Here is a 24,662-nt window from a genome sequence, read left to right as displayed (position 1 = left end):
AGTATAAAAAAAAGGGCCCCGGATGAGGCCCTTGAATTGGTCTATGGTTTTTTGCTTCCGCCGGTAGTGTCTGTTACCAGACGCAAATCGAAGGAACGATCGTTGATCAGGTTTTGGATGTACAGCAGGGATTGATACAATTGCTGTTTTTCAAAGTTACCAAAGCGGAAGTTGATCTGATCCACTTTGCGGCCCGTGAAAGTCATTTCGTAAGTAACCAGCTGTTCGAACTGATTATCTGGCAAAAGAGTCAGTACGAAATAAGCACCGTGATCACGCCACATCGCAATCTTTTGCAAGTTTCTGAAAGCCTCATAGCGAGCCTGATCAGTCATAACCGGTTGAAGCAGGTAAGAGAAGTTTTCAGAGATCTTGGCGATCTTGTTACGGCGCAATTGATCCAGATCCTGATCTTCAGATTTCAGGTAAGCCAGGAATAATTTTTTAACCTGAGCTGCCGTATAGTTCGGAAGAGTATCGTAGGCTTCAGGATGGATGCACACCTGGTGACGGAAATAACCATTCACGATGTCGCCATTTGAAAAGTCCCAGCGCTTCCAGTCGATTTGGCGATAGATCCATTCTGGCAGAATCTCCATCGCACGGTTTTGCATTTTGCCGTAGTCTTTTTTAGAGACGTTTCTCATACGGGCTTCATAGAAATGCGATGCTGTTACGAAAGAACCCGGAGTCCATTTTGGATTGGAATTGAAGATAATGTGATCACCTTCAGTGATCTTATTACCCCAGATGCCATAGAAGATTTTGGATTGAGCTGATTTTTGGTAAGTGTCCAGGATGTACTGTTTTTCAACGTTGTTAGAGTCGAAGTTTTGCAGTTTGTTTTGCGAATACATTGTGTTCGCTTCCAGGCGCAGGATGCTCATGGAAAGCTTGTAGCGGGACATGACGTCGACAGAAGTGTTGGAGCCTTTAAAGACGCGGTCAATACGACGCTGCTCTGCTGGCAGATTGTGATCAGCCATGTACATGTCTTCAACTTCAGTCATGTCCGTCATCAATTCATTTTGCAATTCAGGGCGGGAAGCCGTCGGGTCGATAACTTTCAGATTCTTGAATTTCAACTTCTTGTTCATGAAGTTGTTGAATGCTGTCGCGGCCTGCTCGTTCTTAAGATCGAAAACGTAATCCAACATGAATACGTCATTCATGCTCTTACCGAAGTTCAAAGAGGCCGGTTTCAAGTCAATCCAACGCTCCAATTTGCGATCGATAACTCTTAGACCCACAACTTTCAATTTACCCAGGTAATCGATGCTGGCGCTTGCGCCCACACCACGACGTCTCATCGTGATTAGCTTTACGCGGATTTTATCGTCAGCCATGCGATACAAGTGGATCATGAAATCGCCAGCCATGAAGACGTGAGTGGATCCGCCCAATTCGATGGTTGGATTCAGATCTGTAGCACCACCGACCGAAAACACGATGTTCAATTTCCCCTGAAGGGCAACAAAGTCGCCGACTTTCAGGTTTTTCACGGCTTTCTGAGCTGTGAAAGGAATGTGTTTTATTGAGTAAGGAATCGCCTTCAGTGAATCGCCTTGAGTTTTGAACTGACGGGCAAAATAAACTTCAGTGCCATTTTCCACTTCCAGGCCAAATGGAGTGTCGCTGCCATCAATAAGGTCGCCAACGTTCAGCTCAGAAGTCAGGACATACTTATCAAGACGGGTGTAGTAACCATCAAGATAAGATGGTTCGGACTTTGCTTTGTACTTCAAGGAAACATGAAGGCCGTCAATGATGTCGCCACCAAGACCGATGGTTGCACCGATATCTTGTTTTGCGATTTGTTTGCGGATTGTCTCGACCACTTTTTTGCCGGGTTCAAAAATATCCAAACCTGCGTGGGAAGGAACGGGACCAGTCAGAATAAGGGCTAAAGCAATCAGCCCCGCTTTCAAGGATGTTGTTTTCAAAGTTGCTACTCCTGAGTATTTAGGACACCAATACTAATCAGGATTTGTTATATAGCAAAGCGCAGCGGGTCAATTTAGAGTAAGAATTCAAGCCTGGGATTCGATCAAACGAGCAAACTGATTCACCCATTTTGTATTCACGTTCACGCAAGGTACCAAGTGATAGTCTTTACCACCTGCGTGATGGAAGGTTTCTTCTCCACCGATGCCGATTTCTTCAAGTGTTTCGATGCAGTCAGCAACGAAGGACGGGCACAGGACCGCAATGCTTTTCTTGTCGCCAAGTTTCGCAATTGTTTCTTCCGTCGAAGGCTTTAGCCATTCGTCACGCCCCAAGCGAGACTGATAAGATAAGCTCCATTGGTCTTTTGAAAGACCCAGTTTCTGTGCGACGGAAGTAGCAGTCGCCAGACATTGTGCGCGGTAGCAAGGCTTATCGCAGGCACTGGGTTTCACGCAGCAGTCCGGAGTTGCCAGACATCCCGCATTCACTTTCACATGGCTTTCCGGAAGACCATGAAACGAGAACAAATAGTGTCCAACTTCTTTACCCTGAAGATACTCCTTCGCGATTTCCACAGTGGGATCCACAAAGCTCGGGTGCTGGTAAAAGTCACGGATGCTTTTTACGTTGAATTTCAGATTCAATTTTTTGATCTGGCGTTGCACTTCGCGCAGCGAGGAACCCGTCGTTGCGTCGGCATATTGCGGATACATCGGGGATAGCAATACATTCTGGACTCCCGCAGCAGCGAACTCTTTCAGAGCTGTGGGAATATCCGGATTACTGTAGCGCATGCCCACTTTTACCAGATAATTTTCGCCCAGATCCTTTTGCAGTTTTTCGGCAAAATCAACTGTGTACACTGTTAGTGGAGAGCCGTTTTCAAGCCAGATCTTTTTATAGTTTCCAGCGGAAATCGGACCACGCTTGGGTACGATCAATAAATTTACCAAGGGCCAGCGCAGAATGAATGGAAGGTTGATAACTTCCTTATCCATCAGGAAATGCTTCAAGTACTTTTTTACGTCAGGGACCTCGTAGGACCGAGGACTGCCGATATTTAAAAGCAAAACACCTGTTTTAGCTGCCATGTTGACTCGCGATCTGTTCACAAAGACGTTCACTGCGTTCTAATATCTTGCTTAGGCCAATTCCAGAAAGATAGTTTCCATGAAGGAAAATGTCAGTTGGAGCTGGTTTTTCAGAAAGTTCTGCCTGGATCTTTTCAAGTTCCAGATCATAAAGGGGCAAAGCGCGATCCCAGCGGAAAATCTTTGCATCCAGAATAGTATCCTGGCGCTTGAAAATGGTTTTTCGCTCTTTACTGATAAAGTCCAAAAGATCTTTGTCAGAGTAGTTCAAAAGATCCTGATTGTTTTTTCCACCCATGATCCAGGTTTCATTGTAGGTTTTGTTACGACCGGCAAAAATATAGGGAGGCATCAATACGCCAAAAGTGCGCAGTTTCAGGCCACGCGGGATCAGGCAGCCAAAACCTTTGAACTTAGTTTGGGCTTTATCAAAAAACACAGTGGCACTGATCAATGAAGACATATTCACGCGGGTTAAAAGCGCTGAAAGCTCTGGCGCGCGTGTTTTCAAGATGTTTGCCGCAGCTGACGCCGAGGTTGCAATCACCACCGGGCCTTCAACTGTTGAAACATCGAGATCTGATTCCAGATAAATTTCCACATCCAGCTGTTGCAAGGTCGCATGCAGATAATCAACGATGTCCTGCATGCCTTGTGGGCCGCTGATGGTGCCACGGAATTTTTCGCGGTCTTTTTTAAACAACGGTGAAATGATCAACGAAGCGCTTAGATCCTGGGCTTCATTCGCGTAAATCCCCTGCATAGCCGGTCCCAACAGGTAAGTGGTTGCAGCTTTGCCAAGACGGCGCAATCCCCAGTCTTTCAGTGTTTCACCGGCCTGCGGTTTCAACGTTGCTTTAGCAAATAGAACCCGAGGAATGACAGTGAATGCGACTTTCAGAATTTCAAATGGATTTAAGGGCATCGCTTTTGGAAAACCGCGGAAAATAAATCTTTTCTTCGAGGATTCCAATGGAAAGGCCAGATCCAGGCCAATCTCTTTGAACAGCTTTTCGGAACGGTCGGTCAGGATCATGGAGTTCGCGGCTCTTTCAGCCATTCCGTACTCGCCATGCTCAGTTCCCAAAAGTCCTCCCAAGCGAGGGGACTTTTCGTGCAGGTGAACCTTAAATCCTTTTTGGGCCAGCTTCAGGGCTATGGTTAATCCCGCGAAACCAGCTCCAATGACCGTGATCTTTTTCATATAGATTGAGAGAAGATCTTGGTTTGAGGTTGTTTGGTTTTCAAGCGCTCGTCAAAGAACACGCAGGCATTGCGCAGGAACGGGCGGCCCGCCTCAAGTACGACCAGCTTATGATCTTTAATCACAAGTAAATCGTCTTTGATCATCTCTGACAGGAACTCAGAAGCTTGTGCTTCTTGTTCGTTGCTCAAGAAGTCAACTTCGAACTCTGTCATCAGTTTCAGGATCTGACGGCGGCGAATCTGGTCTTCTTCTGTCAGGATGTGACCGCGCATTGTCGGAATCAATCCGTCATTGATGGATTGTTCGTACAATGGCAATACTTTTTCATTCTGGTGGAAGCTGTAAGGCGTTTCAGAAATCGAAGAGACACCCAGACCCAGAAGAACATCAGTTCTTTGATCCGTGTAACCCATGAAATTTCTGTGCAGACGTTTTTCATCCATAGCGATGCTTAAGTTATCTGTTGGCAGCGCAAAGTGATCCATACCCACTTCCACGTAACCGGCTTTTAGCAGGATGCCACGGGCAATTTCGTACAATTCACGCTTTTCAGCGGCCTTTGGAAGATCTTCGTCTTTGAACAGGCGCTGTGCAGGCTTGATCCAGGGAACCAATGCAAAACTGTACAAGGCAATGCGATCCGGGCGCAATTTCACTGTCGCTTCCGCGGTTTCGCGGATGGAATCCGCAGTTTGTTTCGCCAGGCCATAGATCAAATCGAAATTCACTGAGGTATAACCCAGTTCACGGGCTGCTTGTGAAAGTTCTGCGGTGATTTCCAAAGGCTGAATGCGGTTTACCAGACGTTGAACTTCAGGATTGAAATCCTGAACACCCATACTCACACGATTGAAACCGAGCGTGCGCAAAGCTTTTAATTGATCAGGCGTCGTTCTGCGGGGATCTACCTCGATGGAACCTTCAAAGTGTTCTTTATCCAGATTGCAGTCATTCACGATCGGAGTCAGAAGTCTTAGCAGAGATTCAGCAGACAGGAACGTCGGTGTTCCGCCACCCAAATGGATATGTTTCAAAGGAGCTTTTAAAAGTTCCGGAACCTGTTGTTTGTACAGATCCCATTCTTTGATCAGCATATCCACGTAAGGGGACTCTTTGCTGTGACTTTTCGTGATGATGTTATTGCAGCCACAGAAAGTACAAAGTGTTTCGCAGAAAGGAATGTGCACGTACAAAGACCAGCCACCATCGCTTTTTTGCAAAGTCGTTTTCAGGTGGGACACCCATTGATCCCGTGTCGGATTGGTTTCCCAATAAGGCACGGTCGGATAGGAAGTATAGCGGGGGGCCGGGACGTCGTATTTCGCCAGAAGATTTTTAATCATGAAAGCACCTCTCGAACTGTTTCGATGAATAGTTTCACGTTTTTCTCGGGAGTTTTAGGCAAGACACCGTGACCCAGGCCGCACACCCAGCCGGCGCGCGCTTCCAAAGGCATCTCTTTCATCGGAGCCAGGAAGTTTTGCACAGCTTTTTTGAAGTCTGCATCATCCATAAATAACAAGCTTTGATCGAAGTTCCCTTGAACGAAGCCTTTGTTTTGAACTTTAAAGCACTCTGGGATGTAGCAGCGGTGATCAAAACCCTGACCCGCCCATGGAAGATCTGCGAATTCTTTATTAAAGAATGTCGGTTGAGTGCCTTTTGAGTAGTAACCAATTTTACCTGGGAATTCTTTTGCAAGAACAGAGATCACAGGTTGGATCCATTCTTTGAAGAACAATGGGGATACTTCGCCAGCTGCTGTATCAAAGATCATAACCAGCTCAACGCCGCCATCCAATTGAAGCTGAATGTTGGCTTTCAAAAGCGGAAGCATCTTTTCCAGGAATTTAGGAAACATATTGATCAATACTTTAGATTGAATCAAAGAACCCGCGTGAGAGCCTTCAACACCATAAACGAACAATGTCCAAGGGCCACCGACAAAGCCAATCAAGCTTTTGTCTTTAGGAAGCACTTCGCGAGTTGCGATCACAGCTTCTTTTTGGAATTTCATGAATTCGATCGCAGGTGCGACTTCGCCCAGGTTGTTGATCGTTTCAGGGTTTAGTTTAAAGCCCAATTGAGGACCGTGAGCGTCTGTATATTTCAGACCCATGCCCAAAGCTTCCAATGGGAATAGGATGTCAGAGAAAAGGATTGATACGTCGAAGTCAAATTCAGCAACGGGTCCGCGAGCAACTTCAGCAGCCAGTTCTGGAGTTTTGCAAAGCTCTTCGAAAGAGTTTTTCTTTCTCATGCCTTGGTAATGCTGGTGATAACGGCCTGCCTGACGCATGAACCAGATCGGAGGTGTCTTCTGTGCTTTTCTTTGAAGAGCGTTGTGAAAAAGTGTGTTCATGTAGTTTCCTCCGTGGACCATTGGTAGCCGATGCCGCGCACAGAACGAATGTGTTTGTCGCCGTCCTCGCCCAATAATTGGCGCAGACGTACGATCGTGTTGTCGATGGTTCTGTGGCTAGGGTTCTTATCAACACCCCAGATTTCATTCATGATCTCGTCACGACTTAAAACCCGTGGTGCTTTATCAATTAATAGCTGCAAAATCTTCATATCTGTAACCGCAGGGTACTCGATTTGACCTGAGTTCTTACGTACGGACATATTGGTAAAATTAATCACACATGTTGTTAGCTGCACTTCCTTCAAAGGAGCATGCGCATCCAGCACGTGTTTTACGCGGATCAAAAGCTCTTTCAAATGGAAAGGCTTCGGAATGTATTCCGCAGCGCCCAGCTCAAATCCCTGCAAGCGCGATTCAGCATCGGCTTGAGCTGTCAGAAACAGGAACAGAACGGGTGATGTTTTTTTCATTTTTGCGGCAAGTTCAAAGCCAGTGCCGTCAGGAAGGCCCACATCCAGGATGACCAGGTCAAAATCCTTTTCCTGGGTGTAAACAGACCACGCATCCGCAACACTTTTGCCCCAGAAGACTTCATAGTCTTTGCGCAGGCGTTCTGTCAGTGTTTCGCCCAGGGATAAATCATCTTCAACCAGAAGGACTTTTCTCATCATAGAAGCTGGCCCTCCAATTGAAGTATGGATTTGAAGCCGTTTTTATCAGTGGATTCGAATTTGATATCACCGCGCATTTTTTCCATCAGACGTTTTGTGATCAAAAGTCCAATGCCATTGCCGCGGGAGTCTTTGGAATTCAATAGTTCAGAACCCAATTTGCCGGTTTCACCTTTAAACCCCAGGCCGTCGTCGGAAAATACGACTTCCAGGCGGTTGCCATGAAGATGACGAACGTTGATTTTAACTGCAGTGGCTTTGCCATGCAGGACGGAATTCTGCAAAAGATTGCGCACGACACTCATCAGGCCACGACGATCACCGTTGATACGGGCATCGCGTTCCAATTCAATGGAAAGGTCAGCAAATTCAGTGCGCAGGCTGGCCAGCAAACCGCTTAAGGAGATCTCTTCGTGCAGAAGGGGACTGACCTCAAGGTTTGCCAATAAAAGTGAATTTTCAAGTTGCAGATCCAGGCGTTGGATATCCGCGATCAGGCGTTTCATGACCGGGGGACTGTTGCCCTGCAAGTCTTCCTCTAAAACTTCAGCTTGCAGGCGAAGGCGGGCAATCGAAGTTTTGATATCATGACTGAAAGTCGAAAAGAAAAAGCGCAAGCGGTCGTGGCGTTGCTTATCGCGGAAAGTGAACACGATCAAAGCGATGCCGCCGATCAGAATGGAGCCCAATAAAATGGAGCCTTCCCAGGCGATCATACGATGCTGACGGGCGCCTTCCAGTTCCAGAAGGAAAAAGACCCACCACCAAGACACAAGCGCAAACGTGAACGCGAACCAGATGATCGCGAGCACTGTTTTCAAATGTGACTTAAGGAAGTTCTTCATTTTCGATTACTCCGCAGAACCTACGATGATGCTTGCGGCTTCAGCCAGCAACTCATCGGTGTGAGCCATGGACACGAAACCAACCTCATAAGCATTCGGTGCCAGGTAAACACCTTTATCCAAAGCTTTCAGGAACAAAGTTTTGAAAGTGGAGCTTTGGTTTGCAGGAATTTGCTCGATAGTACGGATTGTTTTACCGCTGGTATCGCCGTGAATCCAGAATAGAGAAGAATGTTGTTCTACTTTCAATGGAACGCCTTTTTTAGCGAAACCATCACGCAAAGCCTGAACGAATTTTTGGGTGCGTTTTTCAAGCACGTTCCAACCATCCAGACGCTGCATTTTTTTAAGAGTCGTAAGACCCGCGCGCATACCGATGGGATTCGCTGACAAAGTACCGGCTTGGTAAACGTCACCGCTTGGCGCAACCATGTTCATAAGTTCAGCACGGCCACCGTAGCAACCCACAGGGAAACCACCACCGATGATTTTACCGTAAGTCACCAGATCCGGAGTGATGCCAGTTTTGCCAACCATCCCGTTTAGGCCTACGCGGAAGCCAGAGATCACTTCGTCAAAGATCAACAAAGAGCCATTCTTTTTGCAAATATCAGAAACTTTTTGCAAGAACTCTTGGCGTTGAACCAAAAGACCATAATTCGCAGGAAGTGGTTCGATGATCACAGCGGCGATGTCTTTACCTTGAGCCGCGAACACTTCTTCAAGTTTCGCTTCGTCATCAAGAGGAGCCACAACAGTCGTGTTGGCTACTTCAGCCGAGATACCCGCTGAAGAAGAAGCCGCTGCACCTGCCAGGCCTGAACCCGCTTTAACCAGTAAGTTATCCACGTGACCGTGATAGCAACCTTCGAATTTCAAGATTTTGCTACGACCTGTAGCTGCACGAGCTACACGCAGTGCAGACATAACAGCTTCAGTTCCAGAAGAAACGAAGCGAAGTTTTTGCATGAATGGCAAAGTTGAAGAAATCCACTCTGCCAATTCCAAAGAGTAAATTTCAGTAGCTCCGAAAGTCCAAGCTGTGTCCACCATGCGGTGAACTTCTTCAGCCACTTCAGCGTCACGGTGGCCCAGGATCAATGGTCCGAAGCTTTGGCAGAAGTCGATGTACTTTTTGTCTTCAACAGAAGTCAGGAAAGCACCTTCAGCTTGCTTAAAGAAAACCGGTGCACGATCCAGGCCTTTGAAAGAACGAACCGGGGAGTGAACGCCACCCGGAGTTACTTTAAGGGCGCGTTGGAATAATTCTTCAGATGTTACTTTGTGCATAGCTGTCTCCAGTTATCTTGATCCAGATAAATATTTAAATTTGATTCGTCGAACTGATTTTGCTCCTGCAGATACTGGCGAATGATTTTGTAGGTGTTGCCAGGACCGCAAGCGTGATGTTTCTTCAATACTTCTGGATTCTTCTTGGCAGTATCCAGGAACTGACTGCCACTGCTCCAGAAGAAGCATTCTTTACCAGTCACAGGTGTCGCATTGTTTTGCTCGCCCAAAGTGTAAGTTGCTACCAAGGGCATTTGACGTGCACCTTCTTCGTAACCGGTGTCGTGAGTCAGTTTTGCCCAAGACATAGATTTGCCAGCCAGAATATCGATGCGGGATTCTTCCTGCTCGCCCAAACCTTCAGAACAACCGTGAACCCATACACCTTTTTGCGCCATGGCTTTCCAAGTGCGAGTTCCTGCAGTCCAAACGAATTGATCGAACTTCAATGATTCAGGCCAGGATTCAGAGCGTGAAACGTAAAGAGCATTTGTGCCCGTTGGAACATTCCAGTTGCTCAGAGGTTTTCTTTCCGCACGAACTTCTGAAGACCACATTTGATCAGCAGAGAACTTCGGAGAAGCGACAGAAGGTTTCAATTCACGTTTATCTAAAACAGTTCCGCCATCCGTCAGACCTTTAAGGATGGTGATTTCACCATAAGGACGGGACAATACAGCCACACCGATCTTTTGATGGCAACCGCCACCAAAGCTCGCCAGGATGTCGCGCTCTTTTTGCGCGCATTGGAAGGTCGTTGGATTGTCGATTTTTGCCAGCAACGCCTTAAGATCTGCACGGTCGGCTTTGATCTCAACCGCCAAAGCACCTTGAGCAGCAGCATTTGGATTGATGCTCAAAGGAAGAGCGGCAAATTCAACTTGATCCAGGTAAGTGCGAAGCAAGCCTTGAACCTCTTTGAATTCAGGCTCTTTTGCTGTCAACAGACGATCCAACGCTGCCTTCGCAACGATCAGGCCGTCAGTTTCAGGGGCTTCCAGCAATTTACGAATACGAGTCGGGATGTTCCCGCGCACGCTTTCAAACTTTACGGATTCAAGATTGAAGGGAAGATGCTCTTTAAAGAAGTTCGTCAGATTGTACTCACGACGAGGCGAAGAACTGAACACGTTCATTTTCTTGGAAGTGCGCAGTTTTTCAAAGTGGGACTTTTTAACCAACAACAGGTCACGTTGATCGGCGCGAGGCAGTGTCGCCGCAATCACGGTTTCTGATTTGGATTCTGTCGGAAGGTCTTTCCAGGAGTGGACAACCATGTCCGTTTCGCCCTTGATCAACTCGCCAAAGAAGTCTTCGGTGAAAACACCTTTTTCTGGAATTTGCCAAAGAGGTGTCGTCAGGTTGATGTCACCCAGGGATTCCTTGAACTTGAATTCGATTTCCAGTCCCGGATTATTCTCTTTTAAGATTTCGCCAACCATATAAGCCTGGAGGCGGGCTAAGTCACTTTTACGAGCGGAAATTCTCAGGCGCATATATCGTCCCAACCAAGTGGACGAAGCTCTGTTCTTTGTGCGAAGGCCAAGGCTTTTTCGAACAAGAACGCGCGGATCTGTTCGATTTTGGTTTGCCTGTCTTTTTTGGTCTCTTCGATTTCAGCAAAAAACTGTTGAAGGGTCATGACGGTCACGTGAGGGAACTGTTTTGCAATGAGTGCTGGTAAATTGTTTTCTTCACCGCGCAGATCATAAATCACATGAGGACGGGTGTCCTGCTTGCTGATCAATTCCAGGATGCGAGCATCAGAAAGAGGTGCGGCAATAACCATCGCCTCTCCATGAACATAAGCTTCGTTGTAGTTTACAATATTCAGATTATCGTATTTCTCTGCGAAGCTGCGCATCTTTGTGCATTCACGGCAAAGAACTTGAACGGATTTTTTATGGGCAAGCCACGGAAGAATTTCCTGCGCCAATTGTCCGGAACCACACAAAGTGACGGATTCCATATCCTTGGAGTAGCGGCGCAAAAGGCTGCCATAACTTTGTGAACCGATTCCCACCAGATGTTCGGAGCGCGTGCGTTTCACTTCAGCCAAAACGAACTTCAACCATTTCTGGTTATCGCTGAACAAAGTGTCGCCAGCCGCTTTACGGGCTTCGATGAAGTTACGGAATTGACCGAACACTTCAGTTTCGCCAACGATCGGGGAGTGCAAGCCACAAAGAATTTCAAGTAGAAGACTGAAAGCTTTCTCGCCACGAAGAATCTGATCATCAGATTCCAAAACATCCAGCATTGAATTTACGTCGTCTTCACGGCAGAATAGAATCTGACGCAAACATGTTTTCCACACGGCTGCGTCCTGCAATGACTCTGCAAAATTTTTGCTGGATTTTCTATGAACGAGAAGTATATCTTCCATCTTGATTATTAGGTTTATCACTAAACTTTCATTAAAGTGTCATTGAAATGTCATAAGTGTGGTTTTCCCAAAGCGAGACGCCTTACGACATACGAAGCGAGGTTCTATATGAAGTTGACACAGAGGCCCAGAAGAAATCGTCGCACTGAAGCTGTGCGACAAATGGTTGCGGAAACTGATCTCCGCCCCTCTCAATTAGTCCTGCCTTTGTTCCTTGTTGATGGCACCCAACAAAAGCAAGAAATTGCCTCAATGCCGGGCATTTTCCGCATGAGCCCTGATTTAATTTTAGATGAGGTCGCTCGCGCAGTTTCACTAGGAGTGAAAAGCTTCGACCTTTTTCCGGCTCTGCCTGAATCTAAAAAAGACAGAACGGGAACAGAGGGATTGAACCCGAATGGTTTAATGCCCACAACCCTGAAGAAAATTCGCGACAAATTCCCAGATGTGACGCTGATCACCGATGTGGCACTTGATCCCTACTCCTCGGATGGACATGATGGCGTAGTGAAAAACGGTCTCATCTTGAATGATGAAACGGTAGAGATTCTCGCAAAAATGAGTGTGCTTCATGCGAAATCAGGAGCTGATATTGTGTCTCCATCAGACATGATGGATGGCAGAGTCGGTGCTATTCGTGAAGCGTTGGATGCAGAAGGTTTGATCGACACCGGCATCCTTTCTTACTCGGTAAAATACGCTTCCAGTTTTTACGGTCCATTCCGTGAAGCTTTGGATTCGGCTCCAAAATTTGGTGATAAAAAAACGTATCAAATGGATTTCAGAAACACGCGTGAAGCGATTCGTGAAATCGATTTGGATGTGGCAGAAGGTGCAGACATCGTGATGGTGAAGCCTGCGTTGTCGTACCTGGATGTGATTGCAAAAGTAAAAGCGCACACCAATATCCCAGTGGCAGCATACAACGTCAGCGGTGAATACGGTTTGATCAAACACGGCGCCAAAGCCGGTCTGATCGACGAAACCCGCGCCATGGTGGAAACTCTGTACTCCATCCGCCGCGCCGGTGCTGATATCATCTTCACATACTTCGCTCTGCCAATGGCCGAGTGGCTCCAAAAGAACAATTAATTGTTTTGCGTCCGCCTTATGTTCGAGGCGGGCGTCTCATTTTGATTCAGTCATAGTTTCATAGCGAAAAATCATAAGTTTCATTCGGTAACTGCCGAAAAGTCCAGTAGGGAATGTTTAACCAAGGACTGCCAAATGAAGCATGTGAATAAGATTCTTGCCGTCGGACTTCTTGTCATAGCTTTTCAAAACTGTGCGCCGCAATCTCTGGAATTTTCAAATTCCGCATTGACATCACAAGCCGCACCTCCTGAAGAGGAAGCGTTGAATTGTTTTGGTCGTACTGAGGGCACCACTTGGTGGGTTCCGTCCAATGAAAGCATCGTCGAGAACGGCGTTTGTGAATTTGGCGGCGACTTAAAATATTCCTATGGCAAAAGTGTGGAATTGATTTGTACAAATGGAAGCGCGGTTCTGACGGGTCAATCTCAAAAAGGCAGTTTGATCTCCACGTCGGGTGCTTGTTTGCCAGCGACTTGTAACGGAAAAGCCTCTGGCAGCACCTGGAGTATTCCAAATGGAACTCTGTCAGAAGTGCAAAGCTGTCCATCGTCCTCGGTGACGGTGAATGCAATATACAATAAAAATGATGTCTATGTTTGTGAGAATGGCAAAGAGAACTATGTAAAATCTGAAAAGGGTTCTTACATCGGTTTGGATAAGTCGTGTCCTTCTCCGGATTTAAATGCCTCCTTCTCAAGTCCAACAGTTGCCATCAACGGAACTGCGGGATTAATCACTGAGGGTTTCAACGTTTCCACGATGGCTTACGCGTGCTCTGACGGTCAATCCGGATCACTTCCGGTGGCAGCGACCTCCACAAATATCAAAGTCACACAGGATTTGGCTTGTACAGTTAAAGGGACAAACGCCATTGGCGAGTCGGTAAGTAAAACGGCGTCAATCTCGATCACGTGCGGAAGCAACGAGGTAAAATCCGGTGGCAAGTGTATCGTGTACGCATGTAAAACGTTTGTGGAAATCACGTCATTCCCAGTCGTGATACCGGAGCGCACTGAGGCGGGCGTTTGTTACTATGCGAAGTTGTTTAATAAGATTGCAGCATCACCTTCTTCAGGGGATCGCTTAAGTTTCGTGTCTGCTCGGAATCACAGTGGTTCACCGGGTGCCAGCGGTACGGCTTTAACAAACGTGGCCACTCCCTATGTGATGGGTGCCTTTACGAACAAAGTGACTTTGCAAGGTGAGCGCTCTGTGAAGCTTTCCGGATCCAGCAATGCACTGACTTCGATTCTGGTGGATAACTTTGTCTTGATGGGCAGTCGCCTGGCTTCAAGCACCGCTGCAATTTCAAACTATCGTGCCTTCGGTTCGGCGGATGCTGCGATCGGAACGACAGGTAAAATCAAAGTGAATGGCGGCGATGTGGCCTTGCAGGCCTTCGAATCAGGCGGTACGGCGACGATTGGTACACTGTTGCTAACGAGCGATTTTAGCGTCGGCAAACAGTACGAGCTGAATGTGAATGCTCTGGATTGCGGCGGATCAAAAGCGTTGTCCGATATCTATCTGGTATTTCAATAAATCTTTAAGAAACTACTTTTTAAGTGAGGGCTTTTCTTCTGGGGCAACCCAGGAGAAAGTCTTGATGATCTGATTGCACTGCTGCAGGGACTTTGAAAAAGTGTCTTTGTTGTCCAGGCAGGTCATGATTGCCACTTTGTCTTCGTTCTTTAAAACCACCTGACGGATTTGCTTATTCTTAGCTCGTGAAAGCATGTCCACGATCAATGCCGGACTGCCATTCAGGTTGAATTGCTTGGTCGCCAAAACTTCAAAGCCATAGCTTGGGTAATCGCGCATCCACTTGCGCGTGTACAATTCCAAGGAAGCATTCTTGGCAACGCGGTCTGTGCGCACACTGAGTGATGCGGCATCGGGAGCATTCTTATCTGCGAAGCGAACGGTATCCAAAATACTTTCTTCAGAAAGAGCCACCGGAAGCCAGTTGCTACCGTCCGTTTTTAAAGAGAAACCTTTGTGTAGAAAGTAAAGTCCCTTCTCGGGTGCTGTCAGCGCAGAAGTGCTGGTTGCAGGATAAGGAGCTGCAAAGCTGGCCATGGGACTTAGAAAAAGAAAGGTTAGTAACGTTCTCACCCTTTTAGATTATCAAGGGCCTGCGGGGGCAGCAAGAGCAAAGGTCTTTATTTCACAGGAGAAGGCGCAGGAGTCGGCGATTCGACAGAAACTGGACTCGTTGTGGGAGTAGCCGCGGGGGCTACAGACGGTGTATTCACAGGAGTTGCTTCTGGTGTCATGACGGGTGTCACAACTGGAGCCGCAATAGTTTTGCGTTTTCTTGGCGGTTTCGGGGTGGGAGACGGCGTAACCGTTGTTATCGCAGCGGCTGGGGTTTCGGATTTTTCACCGTTGCCGGAAGGTTCTGGAAGGCAAGGTCCCAAATCTGCCGGCAGATCGACCATGTAAATTTGCTTTTTTTCCTGAACAGTTCGTGTGAAAGCCAGTCTTTCAACAGGCTCATTGGAAACTGCAGGGTACAGAAGATCGTCTTTGCCTTTGAAAACCACCTGGGTGCATTTCGTGTCCAGATTGTAGACTTCAATCTGATATTTTTTGTCGCCATTTCTTAGAATGCTATAGAACAAGCGTGAAGGGGGGCGGGGAGAAAAGAAGAGATCACGATAATGACCTTCACCCGATTTTAGCAAAGCAGTTTGCTTGGTATGAAGATCGACCAGTTGCAGACTTTGTTGTTTTGATTCCAAGTTGGTTTCTTTGAATGCAACTCGGGACTTTTCTGGCGCCAGTGTCGGAAATCTGCGGTCTTTGCCGGTTTCTGAAGCCAACAGGGAGACAAATCTGGATTTCAAATCCATGCGATAGACTCCCGTGACATCACCACGACGAGAGGTGAAAATAACAGAAGGTTTCGTGGGGTGTGGAATCATAAAAGCTTCACCATCGTAGCCGGGCTGAACGGTCACGCGCAGAATGTCGGAACCGAAGCGGTCGCTCAGGTAAAGATCCGATGGTGGAAATTCTTTGCTGGGATTGCGATTTAAGAACGGACTTTCCTTAATTTCATCCGTCGTGCTGGAGTATAGGATCTCCATATCGTTGATGTAGTCGGCGTCGAAGGCCGCGCCATCAGAAAATGTCACGCGACGTTCTTTGTTACGAACCAAATCTGTTTCGTAGACCTGCAGGTCTTTTCTGTTGCCACGATTTTGACTGGAGTAAATCAGACGCATTCCATTCGCGGAAAAACGGGGACGTTCATTGTCGCCTTGGAAAGTGATTTGTTTTACATTTTTTTGAAGCAGAAAATCAGGAGTCAGAAGATCTTTCGTCGGGCTGTTGTGTGTGCATCCGAAAAGGATGCTGCCCAATGCGATGATCTTCAAACTCAGTTGCTTCATGTCTCTACCTTGTGCAGTACTTTTTGTAATAGCGAAGACGGATTGACCTTCTTAAGGTTTTTGATTTCAACCCACTCCACATTTCGGTCGCTCACGGTTTTTTTATGAGCGATTTTTATGAAGATATCATGATGTGTGATGTTGTGTTTAGCATCATAGTCTTTGGGCTTGTCGTCATTTTGAGAAATCGTTCCTGGAAAGATCATTTGACCTTTAAGAAACGGAGCGTAGTCATTGCTGATCAAAGCGACTTTGCCATTCTTTACCGTCACAACTGGTTTCCACACCCAGACTTCACTCTTTTTGCGTGGTTTTTTCAGAGGTAATTTCTCGACCAGGTTCTTTTCGCGGGAAACACAATCAGTGGACCAAGGGCACATCATGCACATGACTTTTTGCGGAGTGCATACGGTTGCGCCCAACTCCATCAAGCCTTGATTCACGGAATCGGAATTACCAAAAGAAGACAGCGTATCAGAAATTGTCTGAAGCTGCTGGCGTCCCTTGTTGTTCCACCATTCGATCTTAAGTCCATAGCGACGGGAAAGAACACGAATCACGTTGCCGTCCAGCACTCCGACCTTTTCGCCGAATGCGATACTGGCCACAGCACGGGATGTGTAAGGTCCAAAGCCAGGGAGTTCCAGCAATTCAGCCGCTGTTTTTGGGAAACCATTTTCAGCCAAAGCTTTTGCAGCTTTGTGCAGATTGCGTGCACGGGAATAGTAACCTAGACCAGCCCAAGCTTCCAGGACGTCGTGTTCGGGGGCCGAGGCCAGGTCCTGAACTGTGGGGAAGTTTTTAAGAAATTTTTCGAAATAGGGAATGACCGCAACCACAGTGGTTTGCTGCAACATGACCTCGGACAGCCAGATTCTGTAAGGATCTTTATTTTCACGCCATGGAAGTGCGCGGCGTTCTTTTTTGTACCACTGAATCAATTGTTTTTGGTCGCGTTGATAGTCCATCGGCGGTAATGTAGTCTAGATAGTTGAGGAGTCAATAATGGAATACAAACCTCTGAGTGGACGTGAGTTCCCCCGTTTTTCTGCGATTAAAACCTTCTTCCGTTTGCCCTATGTGGCAATCGACGCGGACTATGAAGTCGGAATCTTTGGTATTCCTTATGACGGTGGGGTTTCCTATCGTCCCGGCGCTCGTTTTGCCCCGGCAAAGGTGAGAGAGGTTTCAGCTCTCGGGCGTGGCTTCCACATGACTCGTATGGAAAATTTCTTTGAAAAACTGAAGGTTGCGGATATCGGTGATTGTCCCACAGTGCCGATTGATCAAGGTCAAACTTATGAGCGCATCGAAAAGTTTGTGGGCGAGTTGATGCGCCTGAATAAAAAGTTTGTGTCCGTGGGCGGTGACCATTCGACAACGCTTCCAGTGCTGCGCGCTCTTCGCAAGAAGCATGGCAAGCCCTTGGCGTTCATTCATTTCGACGCGCATTTGGATACCTATCCTGCGGCCTGGGGTTGTGAGTACCATCACGGTGCTTTCGCACGTCATGCAGTTGAAGAAGGTTTGGTGGATCCAAAGAAAATGGTGCAAATCGGAATCCGCGGTCCCTTGGCCGGCGGTGATGATTTGAATTTCGTGAATAAGCACGGCATCCGTGTGATCACTGTGGATGAGATTCGCAATCAAAACATCAACGACTTCCTGAAAACGTTACCGACGTTCGATGACACTCCAACATACATCAGCTACGACATCGACAACCTGGATCCCAGCTGCGCACCGGGCACCGGGACTCCAGTTCCAGGTGGATTGACAACGTACGAAGTGCAACGCATCTTCCGTGCTCTGAAAATTCCAAACCTGGTTGGTTGCGACGTCGTGGAAATTTCGCCACCCTTCGACCACGGCGACATCACTGCCCTTGCCGGCATGGATGCCATGTTCGAAATGCTTCACCTGTTCCAAACGAAATAACCGATCGGCGACTAGAAGTACGAGTCGCCCCAGTCGATGAGTTGGCCGCTGATCCAGCCTATTTTTTCCTGGGCTGTTAAAAGGCGGCTGCGGCTGAGGTAGCTGAGGACTTCTCTGCGCAAATCCAGAGCGGTGGGCTCGTGCAGGATCAACGCGCCACTTTCCGTGTCGTGGATGAAGCTGCGACGATTCAAATTCACGCTGCTCAGGAAGCTGAGCTTGCTGTCGATCACCAGGATCTTGGCGTGCATGATGGAATTGTTGTCAGTCCATTCGTAAATCATGATGTTTTTTAAATGACGATTGATACCCTCTTTATTCACTTCCTCTGCGATCTGCGGAGTGCCGTCACCAGCCAGGTGAATTCGCGTGACCACCTTGATATTCACGCCACGAGCATGGGCGCGATCCAAAGCCGCACTGATGGCCACCGAAGGACGGAAGTACGGTGTCGTCAAAAGGATTTCCTTTTGAGCAGATTCAATCATCTCAATATAGAAACGCTCCAACTGGTAGCCATCGAAGTACGGAAGAGACATGATATGGCGAACCACCGGTTTGGATTTGGGCAATGTGTTTAAGCGCTTGACCATGTCCTTTTCAGCGCGCACAGGAAAATTCACATTGGTCGAGCGGAAGCGGTGAGTGTCAGGCTCCCGATTCCAGAAATTCACCATTTGGGCAAGCGTGTGTTTTACAATGTCCGTGCCGCGAAGTTCGATATCAAAATCATTGTAGTAGATGTAAGGCTCTTCACCGTCGCCATAATTTTTCAAGTGCTTGTAAGCCCGGTAGAATGGCGTTTCAGGAAAGATATAGGAGTCGCGAATATTGCGACCCCCGGTGATCATAAAGTTCGCCGCCGGATTCTTGGAAGAGTAACCCAGCAACAATTTGGTGTGGTTGACCCGATGAAAGCGGTCAAACCAAGTGCCATCCTTGTCGTCGGTGACAGTGTATTTGTAGTACTGAACTTTGACATTGGGAAGATCCCGCATCAGCCACGTTACAATCTCGCGGTCTTTTTTGGTCATGGTGACTTGAGGAACCAGAATGCGCACCTGCGTGCCGCGTTCTGCATGATAGCGAATGGCGCGAGCTGTGACCATACCTGAAAAGTCAGCAGAGAAGTTCAACGATGCCACCCAGATGATGTCAAATTGAGGCGCCTTGGAAAAGTTTAAGGTGGCCATGGGATTTTTTTGCTCAAAGTCCTTGGTCAGCAAAGGCGAGCCGGTAAGAGAAACCACCCGGCGGTTCATTGCCACGAAAGGATTGCGCAGGTTTGTGTATTTGTCGAAAGTTTCAGGGCAGGTATTGAAGTTAAAATCCTGTGACCAGAAAAAGCCTTCCGGGTTTTTACCCATACCGGAAATCAAAGGGCAGGCATCAATCTGTTGTGCCATCTCCACCCATTCCGATGAGAGTGAATTCAGGCTTGTCAGCGGAAGGCCGTTGCTCCACGAGGAGGATTGCTCGGGGTCGTAGTATCTGAACTGACACTGAGTAACCATCGGAGAGAATTTCACAGAAATTTTCTGTCCACCTTCTTTTGCGTAGAACCAGTCAAAATCAAACACTCTCGTGCGTTCATCAGCACGCCAGAAGTACTTGGACGGCGCAATGATATCCCCATCACATTCCAATCTAGCTTTAAGACTTTTCTTGCGAACGCGATCATCCTTGTCTTTGGCGAAGACATCGGAGTTGGTGGGTATTTCATTTTTGAACTGCAGGGAGTAGTTTGCAAAAAGACGATGCTCCAACGGGAACGGGTTGATGGCCGTTCCATCCAGACGGAACTCATGCAGGTCCCGAATGCTGATCACTTCCTGTTTTTCAAAAAGTGGGCGGCGGAAGGTGGATTGAAACCACGGACCGACACCGGACCAGGAACGATTTTCAAACTTCTGTCCCAGGGTCTCGCGCAGGTTAGATCGTTCGTTCAGCAAAGTTTGAATCTGAGATCGAACCTTCGGATCAGAAATTTTGGAAAGATCAAACAAGGGGGCACTGGAAGTCATCACCATCGTGGGTGCGACTTGAAACAGCTTTTGGCTATATCGCCAATCATTATTCCAGTACTGTGAAAGCTGTAAGTCAATTTCCTGAATGCGAACGATGCGCTCCTCATCCGTCGTGATGGAGCTGGGCGCGCGTTGAGTGCTGGTGCATCCCATGGTTGCCAAGATCGTTGAAATGATGAGTGAATTCAGAAAAAATCGCATCAAATTCTGATCGGATATATAGAGGGAAAGTGTAGCGGAATTACGGGATTTAAGTCTGGTTTGCGATTGATTTTAAGATAAAAAAAGCGGCGAAGATGTCTTCGCCGCTTGAAGTCTCAAAACGAGATTGAATGCTACAGTGCAATTAGAAATTTGCCGGATTGATATCGTTCGGAGGTGTCAGACCTTTTTTCTTGATCTTCTCCACCAGCGTCGTTCTGTTTAGTCTTAACAAAGCCGCGGCCTGGTTGCGATTCCAACCTGTTTTTTCCAAAGCCTTCAAGATCAGATTGTTCTCGAAGTTGTCGACCGCGGTGTTAAAGTCCATGCCGCTGTCAGGAATTTCCAGCTGACTTGCATCCAATGAAATCACTGGTTTCATTGATTTGTACTTGATAGGCAGGTCACTCATTTCAACGTTGCCTTGGCCTTTGAGGATGGTCATGCGCTCAACCAGGTTTTCCAGTTCGCGGATATTTCCCGGCCATGGATAGTTCGTCAAAGAATCCAAGGCGTCGTGGGCGATACCAGTCAGACCGCGACCCTTGTTTTTGTTGAAGATTTCCATGAAGTGGTTCAACAACAAAGGGATGTCGCTTTTGCGTTCGCGCAAAGCAGGGACGTGGATAGGGATAACATTTAAACGATAATACAGATCTTCGCGGAATCTTCCGTGCTCAACCGCTTCTTCCAGATGAATATTGGTAGCAGCAATCACGCGGACATTGACGGAGACCGTTTTTGCGGAACCTACGGGCTCAAAACTTCTTTCCTGCAAAGCGCGAAGAAGTTTCACTTGCAACGAAGGCTCAAGATCGCCGATCTCGTCCAGGAAGATCGTTCCGCCATCAGCCATTTCAAAACGACCGATACGATTGGCAATGGCACCTGTGAAGGCGCCCTTCATGTGACCAAAAAGTTCACTTTCCAAAAGTTCAGAAGGAATAGCACCACAATTGATTGGAACAAAGGGACCTTGCGCACGTGGTGAGTTGTAGTGAATCGCACGGGCAATAAGTTCTTTACCTGTGCCGGATTCACCAGTGACCAGAACTGTCGAATCTGAATCTGCCACACGCTCAATCAGACGCAGAACATTTTGAATCGGTTCGGAAGAGCCGACGATCTGATCGAATTTGTATTTCTTGTTCAGTTCAGAGCGCAGTTGCTGATTTTCAGCCTGAAGTTTCTTGTGAGTCAGTGCTTTTTCGATCAAGCTCATCAGCTCTTCAAGATTGAAAGGCTTGGTCACAAAGTGGAAAGCGCCTTTTTGAGTCGCGCGGATTGCGGACTCAATAGTTGCATGACCTGTCAGGATGATCACTTCAGTTGCAGGATTCAATGCTTTCAGGTGAGACATAAATTCAATGCCATCACCATCTGGAAGATTCAAATCAACAATCGCCAAATCGATAGGAGTGTCGCCTTGAGAAAGGGCTTTCGCTTCTTCGATTTTATTGGCAGTGATGACGTTAAGACCTTTTCTGTCGAGCACTCTGAAGAGTGCGGTACGTAACGAGGATTCGTCATCCAGAATAAGTACACGTTGTGAACGCATGAACCTTCCTTCCATGGTGGGTTCGAAAAGACACAGCCGACGTGCATGTCAGCCTTGATAAAAGGATACGGTAATTTTGACGGGCCTGTCAAAAAATCCGCGCCCAGACTGCGTTTCAGGACCTTAAAACTGGACGGTTGAAGGAAATTTTTGCCACATTTTCCTGGGCTGGACCGGTGTAGAATTCGAGGTCTGCCTCATGATCGCGCAGGATCTGTGAGGCAACAGGAACGCCTAAACCTATGGGAAGACTTGGATTTTTCTCTGGAGTTCCATTGTCTTTGATTAAAATAGTGGCAAGGTCTTCGGTCGAGGTGATTTCAATATCGAGAGATGCTCGGAATCCTTTAACCTGGCGGCTGCGGTCCGTTAAATGATCAATGGAATTTTGAATTACGTTCTTCAAAGCCTGGGCCAACAAGTTCAGATGACCTTTAACGAAAATCTCTTCAGCAGGGAAATGAAGTCGAACCTCAATGCCTTGTGATTTTGTTTGTAGCTCGACAATTTTAAAGGCGCGCTGACTGACTTCCTTAAGACTGACATCGCCTTCCTGATCTGAATTGGGATTGCGTGTGAAACCCAATAGATTCTGCACGATTTCCTTACAGCGTTGAACACCTGCTTCCATTTCCAGAATATCCGGATAAAGCGGGTGGTCGCCGGGCATGTCCATTTTAATCAATTGAGTGAAAGACAAAACACCACCCAGAGGATTGTTCAACTCATGAGCGATGGAGGAGCCGATGGTTCCGAGCTCTGCCATTTTTGCAGATTCCAGAATCTGTTTCTCCATTTTCATCTGTTGTGTGATGTCGTGATAAAGGTTTACAAACACGGCCGGTTTGTCGCTGTCCAGAATCAGACTTTGGCTGAATACATCATAGGTGCGAACCGCAGGATCATTCGATCGAACGCGGAAATTTCGACCGCGCTGACATCCCGGGCATGGTTCTTCTCTATTGTATAAAAGCGCAAAGCACTTGCGGGTGTTTTGCGGATGTTCACGTTCCTTCAGGCGGACTTCAGCCGCCTTGTTGGATTGAATGATGTCGTAGTTTTGATCAATCAGGACCACCGGATCTGACATGGAATTGAAAGTGGCTTCCCACTGTTCTTTCATGGATTCCGATTCCTGCAGTTTTTGAATACGGTCCAAAGCCAGAGCAACGGCTTCCGCGACACGGGTCAGGAAATCACTTTCCTCTTTGTTAAAAGGGTGCTCCGGTGCGCGCAGGAAAAACACGGAACCAATTCGGTCATGGTGTTTAAACAAGGGCACTTGTAGTTGTGTAAAACTTAATTGAGCTGTGACCTGACTTGCAAAATGTTCGTCCTGGGGACTGAAGAAGATACGAATCCACGAAGTTTGAACAGTGGCGGCCAGAGATTCGTTCAAAAGCTGTTCTATTTCCGTGACAGAGCTGGCTTGGTGTACGGCCATCAATGCGACTTTGAATCCTTCGATTCGGGAGTTCGTCAGGTACAGTTTGCGTCGGGCTTCCGTCAGGAATTTGGTTCGTTTCTGCACGCGTTCTTCAAGTTCAATTTGCAGACGTTTCAACTTTTCGGTCTGCTCACGAATCAGAACGGCCAGGTTTTCATCCTGCTTCCTTTGATTGGCTTCTTCCAGGGCTGTGAACAAATGAGTTTCCAGATCCGTGTCGTTGAAACTGTGCATGACACGGATAAAAGAGTACTCTTCGTGCAGTCGGCTCAGTTGGTTTGCAGAAAAATCCGGCGGCACTACGGCGATGAATTGGGTGGCAGGACTGCTGCGTTTAATCTCTTCGTAGAACTCCGGAAATCTTTTGCCTAAAATGACAGTCACAGAAACTGCGACGACATTGTAGGTGGAGTCCTGAATCCAATGCCAGGCCTGCTGCAGATCCGTGGCGATATGGGCGCCAAGTTCTTGCAGTCGGGAGTCCCAAGGACCGATCAACAGAAAGCTCGCTTTTAAAGTCCGCATACTTTGATCAGATCCTTGTGCTGCGTGATTGTGTAGTCAGGATTGTCTTCAGGGAATACGGCTTCTTCGCCGACATGTTCGCCATGGGCAAAATAGCAAGTCACGGCACCGACACGTTTTCCGTCGCGGATCTCGCTGGAGAGGCGATTGCCTATGCTCAACAATTCTGCGGGCGGGTGGCCCTCTTTTGCCAGGATGTCCAGAAAGGCGGCTTCTTTTTTCTCTCCGATAAAGCCATTCAGGACGTATATTTTCTTAAAGAATTTTTCAATACCCAGAGCTTTGATTTTCTCAATCTGGGCATCAAAGGATCCCATCGTCACCAAATAAAGATTGTATTGCTCTTTCAGGTGCAGCAGGTTTTCAGTCGCTCCTGCCAGCAGTGGCAGAACCGATGGAACTTCGGGATTGTAGAACTCCTCCAAAGCATCATGGACGGCTTTGCCTGGTTGATTGGTCCCGAATTGATTAACTATTTTTGTGAAAATTTCAGTGTGTGAAAGGTTGGCAGCAAGTTCTTCGCGAATGGTCATGCACTCTTCCAAAGAAACGCAGACGCCCGCCGCAATCATCGCCTCACAGGCGCGTTGCGAAGCCATCGGCACCAGCAGACCCGAAGTGTCTACCAGCGTATCATCCAAATCGAATGCGATGGACTTGATCATGGACAT

20 protein-coding genes are annotated in these 24,662 nt (G+C 47.5%); 3 read left to right on the top strand and 17 right to left on the bottom strand.

Features of this window, described 5'->3' with window-relative positions:
* Window positions 1-41: 41 nt before the first annotated feature.
* The 10 genes from ACLVWR_RS04475 to ACLVWR_RS04430 form a co-directional block, all read right to left on the bottom strand.
* Window positions 42-1,943 carry a hypothetical protein gene (locus ACLVWR_RS04475; RefSeq protein ID WP_413582695.1) on the bottom strand — a complete coding sequence of 634 codons (1,902 nt, stop codon included), beginning with the start codon at window positions 1,941-1,943 and terminating at the stop codon, window positions 42-44.
* Window positions 1,944-2,030: 87 nt separating this feature from the next.
* Window positions 2,031-3,038 (bottom strand): ferrochelatase, encoded by a 1,008-nt coding sequence (hemH, locus tag ACLVWR_RS04470; RefSeq protein ID WP_413582694.1) that lies wholly within the window; start codon window positions 3,036-3,038, stop codon window positions 2,031-2,033.
* Entirely contained in the window at window positions 3,028-4,242 is a 1,215-nt protein-coding gene (locus tag ACLVWR_RS04465) for a protoporphyrinogen/coproporphyrinogen oxidase (RefSeq protein WP_413582693.1), read from the bottom strand. The genes hemH and ACLVWR_RS04465 overlap by 11 nt, the downstream gene beginning before the upstream one ends.
* Window positions 4,239-5,588, bottom strand: coding sequence for an oxygen-independent coproporphyrinogen III oxidase (hemN, locus tag ACLVWR_RS04460; protein ID WP_413582692.1), 1,350 nt, complete (start codon window positions 5,586-5,588; stop codon window positions 4,239-4,241). The genes ACLVWR_RS04465 and hemN overlap by 4 nt, the downstream gene beginning before the upstream one ends.
* On the bottom strand, window positions 5,585-6,607 hold the full coding sequence (locus ACLVWR_RS04455; protein WP_413582691.1) for a uroporphyrinogen decarboxylase family protein: 1,023 nt from the start codon (window positions 6,605-6,607) through the stop codon (window positions 5,585-5,587). Before ACLVWR_RS04455 ends, hemN begins: the two co-directional genes overlap by 4 nt.
* On the bottom strand, window positions 6,604-7,281 hold the full coding sequence (locus tag ACLVWR_RS04450; protein ID WP_413582690.1) for a response regulator transcription factor: 678 nt from the start codon (window positions 7,279-7,281) through the stop codon (window positions 6,604-6,606). Before ACLVWR_RS04450 ends, ACLVWR_RS04455 begins: the two co-directional genes overlap by 4 nt.
* Window positions 7,278-8,126 carry a sensor histidine kinase gene (locus ACLVWR_RS04445; protein WP_413582689.1) on the bottom strand — a complete coding sequence of 283 codons (849 nt, stop codon included), beginning with the start codon at window positions 8,124-8,126 and terminating at the stop codon, window positions 7,278-7,280. Before ACLVWR_RS04445 ends, ACLVWR_RS04450 begins: the two co-directional genes overlap by 4 nt.
* 6 nt (window positions 8,127-8,132) lie before the next feature.
* Window positions 8,133-9,416, bottom strand: a complete 1,284-nt coding sequence (locus tag ACLVWR_RS04440) for a glutamate-1-semialdehyde 2,1-aminomutase (protein ID WP_413582688.1) — start codon at window positions 9,414-9,416, stop codon at window positions 8,133-8,135.
* On the bottom strand, window positions 9,404-10,912 hold the full coding sequence (locus ACLVWR_RS04435; RefSeq protein ID WP_413582687.1) for a hydroxymethylbilane synthase: 1,509 nt from the start codon (window positions 10,910-10,912) through the stop codon (window positions 9,404-9,406). The genes ACLVWR_RS04440 and ACLVWR_RS04435 overlap by 13 nt, the downstream gene beginning before the upstream one ends.
* Window positions 10,903-11,733 (bottom strand): hypothetical protein, encoded by an 831-nt coding sequence (locus ACLVWR_RS04430; RefSeq protein ID WP_413582686.1) that lies wholly within the window; start codon window positions 11,731-11,733, stop codon window positions 10,903-10,905. The genes ACLVWR_RS04435 and ACLVWR_RS04430 overlap by 10 nt, the downstream gene beginning before the upstream one ends.
* A gap of 177 nt (window positions 11,734-11,910) precedes the next feature.
* On the opposite strand from ACLVWR_RS04430, the gene hemB reads away from it, so the two are divergent.
* Both hemB and ACLVWR_RS04420 read left to right on the top strand, forming a co-directional pair.
* Complete coding sequence (hemB, locus tag ACLVWR_RS04425) at window positions 11,911-12,894, top strand: porphobilinogen synthase (protein ID WP_413582685.1); 984 nt, start codon at window positions 11,911-11,913, stop codon at window positions 12,892-12,894.
* A 135-nt stretch (window positions 12,895-13,029) separates the two neighbouring features.
* Window positions 13,030-14,439: a hypothetical protein gene (locus ACLVWR_RS04420; RefSeq protein ID WP_413582684.1), complete on the top strand. Its 1,410-nt coding sequence runs from the start codon at window positions 13,030-13,032 to the stop codon at window positions 14,437-14,439.
* Between the two features lie 12 nt (window positions 14,440-14,451).
* On the opposite strand, the gene ACLVWR_RS04415 is transcribed toward ACLVWR_RS04420, so the two are convergent.
* From ACLVWR_RS04415 to ACLVWR_RS04405, 3 genes are read right to left on the bottom strand one after another with little or no spacing between them, the layout of a single operon-like run.
* Complete coding sequence (locus ACLVWR_RS04415; protein ID WP_413582683.1) at window positions 14,452-15,012, bottom strand: hypothetical protein; 561 nt, start codon at window positions 15,010-15,012, stop codon at window positions 14,452-14,454.
* A 47-nt stretch (window positions 15,013-15,059) separates the two neighbouring features.
* A complete protein-coding gene (locus ACLVWR_RS04410; RefSeq protein WP_413582682.1) occupies window positions 15,060-16,295 on the bottom strand; it encodes a hypothetical protein in 1,236 nt (411 codons plus the stop codon).
* Complete coding sequence (locus ACLVWR_RS04405) at window positions 16,292-17,263, bottom strand: A/G-specific adenine glycosylase (protein WP_413582681.1); 972 nt, start codon at window positions 17,261-17,263, stop codon at window positions 16,292-16,294. The genes ACLVWR_RS04410 and ACLVWR_RS04405 overlap by 4 nt, the downstream gene beginning before the upstream one ends.
* A 37-nt stretch (window positions 17,264-17,300) precedes the next feature.
* Here ACLVWR_RS04405 and speB point away from each other — a divergent pair, with 37 nt between their 5' ends.
* Window positions 17,301-18,233 carry an agmatinase gene (gene speB, locus ACLVWR_RS04400; protein ID WP_413582680.1) on the top strand — a complete coding sequence of 311 codons (933 nt, stop codon included), beginning with the start codon at window positions 17,301-17,303 and terminating at the stop codon, window positions 18,231-18,233.
* Window positions 18,234-18,244: 11 nt separating this feature from the next.
* Here speB and ACLVWR_RS04395 read toward each other — a convergent pair whose 3' ends face one another.
* From ACLVWR_RS04395 to ACLVWR_RS04380, 4 genes are all read right to left on the bottom strand, one after another.
* Window positions 18,245-20,461, bottom strand: coding sequence for a phospholipase D-like domain-containing protein (locus ACLVWR_RS04395; RefSeq protein WP_413582679.1), 2,217 nt, complete (start codon window positions 20,459-20,461; stop codon window positions 18,245-18,247).
* A gap of 145 nt (window positions 20,462-20,606) precedes the next feature.
* On the bottom strand, window positions 20,607-22,019 hold the full coding sequence (locus tag ACLVWR_RS04390) for a sigma-54-dependent transcriptional regulator (protein WP_413582678.1): 1,413 nt from the start codon (window positions 22,017-22,019) through the stop codon (window positions 20,607-20,609).
* 115 nt (window positions 22,020-22,134) lie between these two features.
* The gene (locus ACLVWR_RS04385) at window positions 22,135-23,991 is read right to left on the bottom strand and encodes a histidine kinase dimerization/phospho-acceptor domain-containing protein (protein WP_413582677.1); all 1,857 of its coding nucleotides are present in this window, start codon (window positions 23,989-23,991) and stop codon (window positions 22,135-22,137) included.
* Window positions 23,979-24,662, bottom strand: a complete 684-nt coding sequence (locus ACLVWR_RS04380) for an HAD hydrolase-like protein (RefSeq protein WP_413582676.1) — start codon at window positions 24,660-24,662, stop codon at window positions 23,979-23,981. Before ACLVWR_RS04380 ends, ACLVWR_RS04385 begins: the two co-directional genes overlap by 13 nt.

This window comes from Bdellovibrio sp. HCB288 (assembly GCF_047305935.1).
Classification (GTDB): domain Bacteria; phylum Bdellovibrionota; class Bdellovibrionia; order Bdellovibrionales; family Bdellovibrionaceae; genus Bdellovibrio.
The sequence above is the reverse complement of the archived record's forward strand: the minus strand, read 5'-3'. Positions and strand labels throughout refer to the sequence as shown.

Excerpts from the sequence above, each read along its gene's own strand:
- ACLVWR_RS04435 (WP_413582687.1), bottom strand. The coding sequence starts at position 10,912 with ATGCGCCTGAGAATTTCCGCTCGTAAAAGTGACTTAGCCCGCCTCCAG.
- ACLVWR_RS04385 (WP_413582677.1), bottom strand. The coding sequence starts at position 23,991 with ATGCGGACTTTAAAAGCGAGCTTTCTGTTGATCGGTCCTTGGGACTCC.
- ACLVWR_RS04450 (WP_413582690.1), bottom strand. The coding sequence starts at position 7,281 with ATGATGAGAAAAGTCCTTCTGGTTGAAGATGATTTATCCCTGGGCGAA.
- hemB (WP_413582685.1), top strand. The coding sequence starts at position 11,911 with ATGAAGTTGACACAGAGGCCCAGAAGAAATCGTCGCACTGAAGCTGTG.
- ACLVWR_RS04410 (WP_413582682.1), bottom strand. The coding sequence starts at position 16,295 with ATGAAGCAACTGAGTTTGAAGATCATCGCATTGGGCAGCATCCTTTTC.
- ACLVWR_RS04405 (WP_413582681.1), bottom strand. The coding sequence starts at position 17,263 with ATGGACTATCAACGCGACCAAAAACAATTGATTCAGTGGTACAAAAAA.
- ACLVWR_RS04440 (WP_413582688.1), bottom strand. The coding sequence starts at position 9,416 with ATGCACAAAGTAACATCTGAAGAATTATTCCAACGCGCCCTTAAAGTA.
- ACLVWR_RS04465 (WP_413582693.1), bottom strand. The coding sequence starts at position 4,242 with ATGAAAAAGATCACGGTCATTGGAGCTGGTTTCGCGGGATTAACCATA.
- hemN (WP_413582692.1), bottom strand. The coding sequence starts at position 5,588 with ATGATTAAAAATCTTCTGGCGAAATACGACGTCCCGGCCCCCCGCTAT.
- speB (WP_413582680.1), top strand. The coding sequence starts at position 17,301 with ATGGAATACAAACCTCTGAGTGGACGTGAGTTCCCCCGTTTTTCTGCG.
- ACLVWR_RS04445 (WP_413582689.1), bottom strand. The coding sequence starts at position 8,126 with ATGAAGAACTTCCTTAAGTCACATTTGAAAACAGTGCTCGCGATCATC.
- ACLVWR_RS04390 (WP_413582678.1), bottom strand. The coding sequence starts at position 22,019 with ATGCGTTCACAACGTGTACTTATTCTGGATGACGAATCCTCGTTACGT.
- ACLVWR_RS04455 (WP_413582691.1), bottom strand. The coding sequence starts at position 6,607 with ATGAACACACTTTTTCACAACGCTCTTCAAAGAAAAGCACAGAAGACA.
- ACLVWR_RS04380 (WP_413582676.1), bottom strand. The coding sequence starts at position 24,662 with ATGTCCATGATCAAGTCCATCGCATTCGATTTGGATGATACGCTGGTA.
- hemH (WP_413582694.1), bottom strand. The coding sequence starts at position 3,038 with ATGGCAGCTAAAACAGGTGTTTTGCTTTTAAATATCGGCAGTCCTCGG.
- ACLVWR_RS04395 (WP_413582679.1), bottom strand. The coding sequence starts at position 20,461 with ATGCGATTTTTTCTGAATTCACTCATCATTTCAACGATCTTGGCAACC.
- ACLVWR_RS04420 (WP_413582684.1), top strand. The coding sequence starts at position 13,030 with ATGAAGCATGTGAATAAGATTCTTGCCGTCGGACTTCTTGTCATAGCT.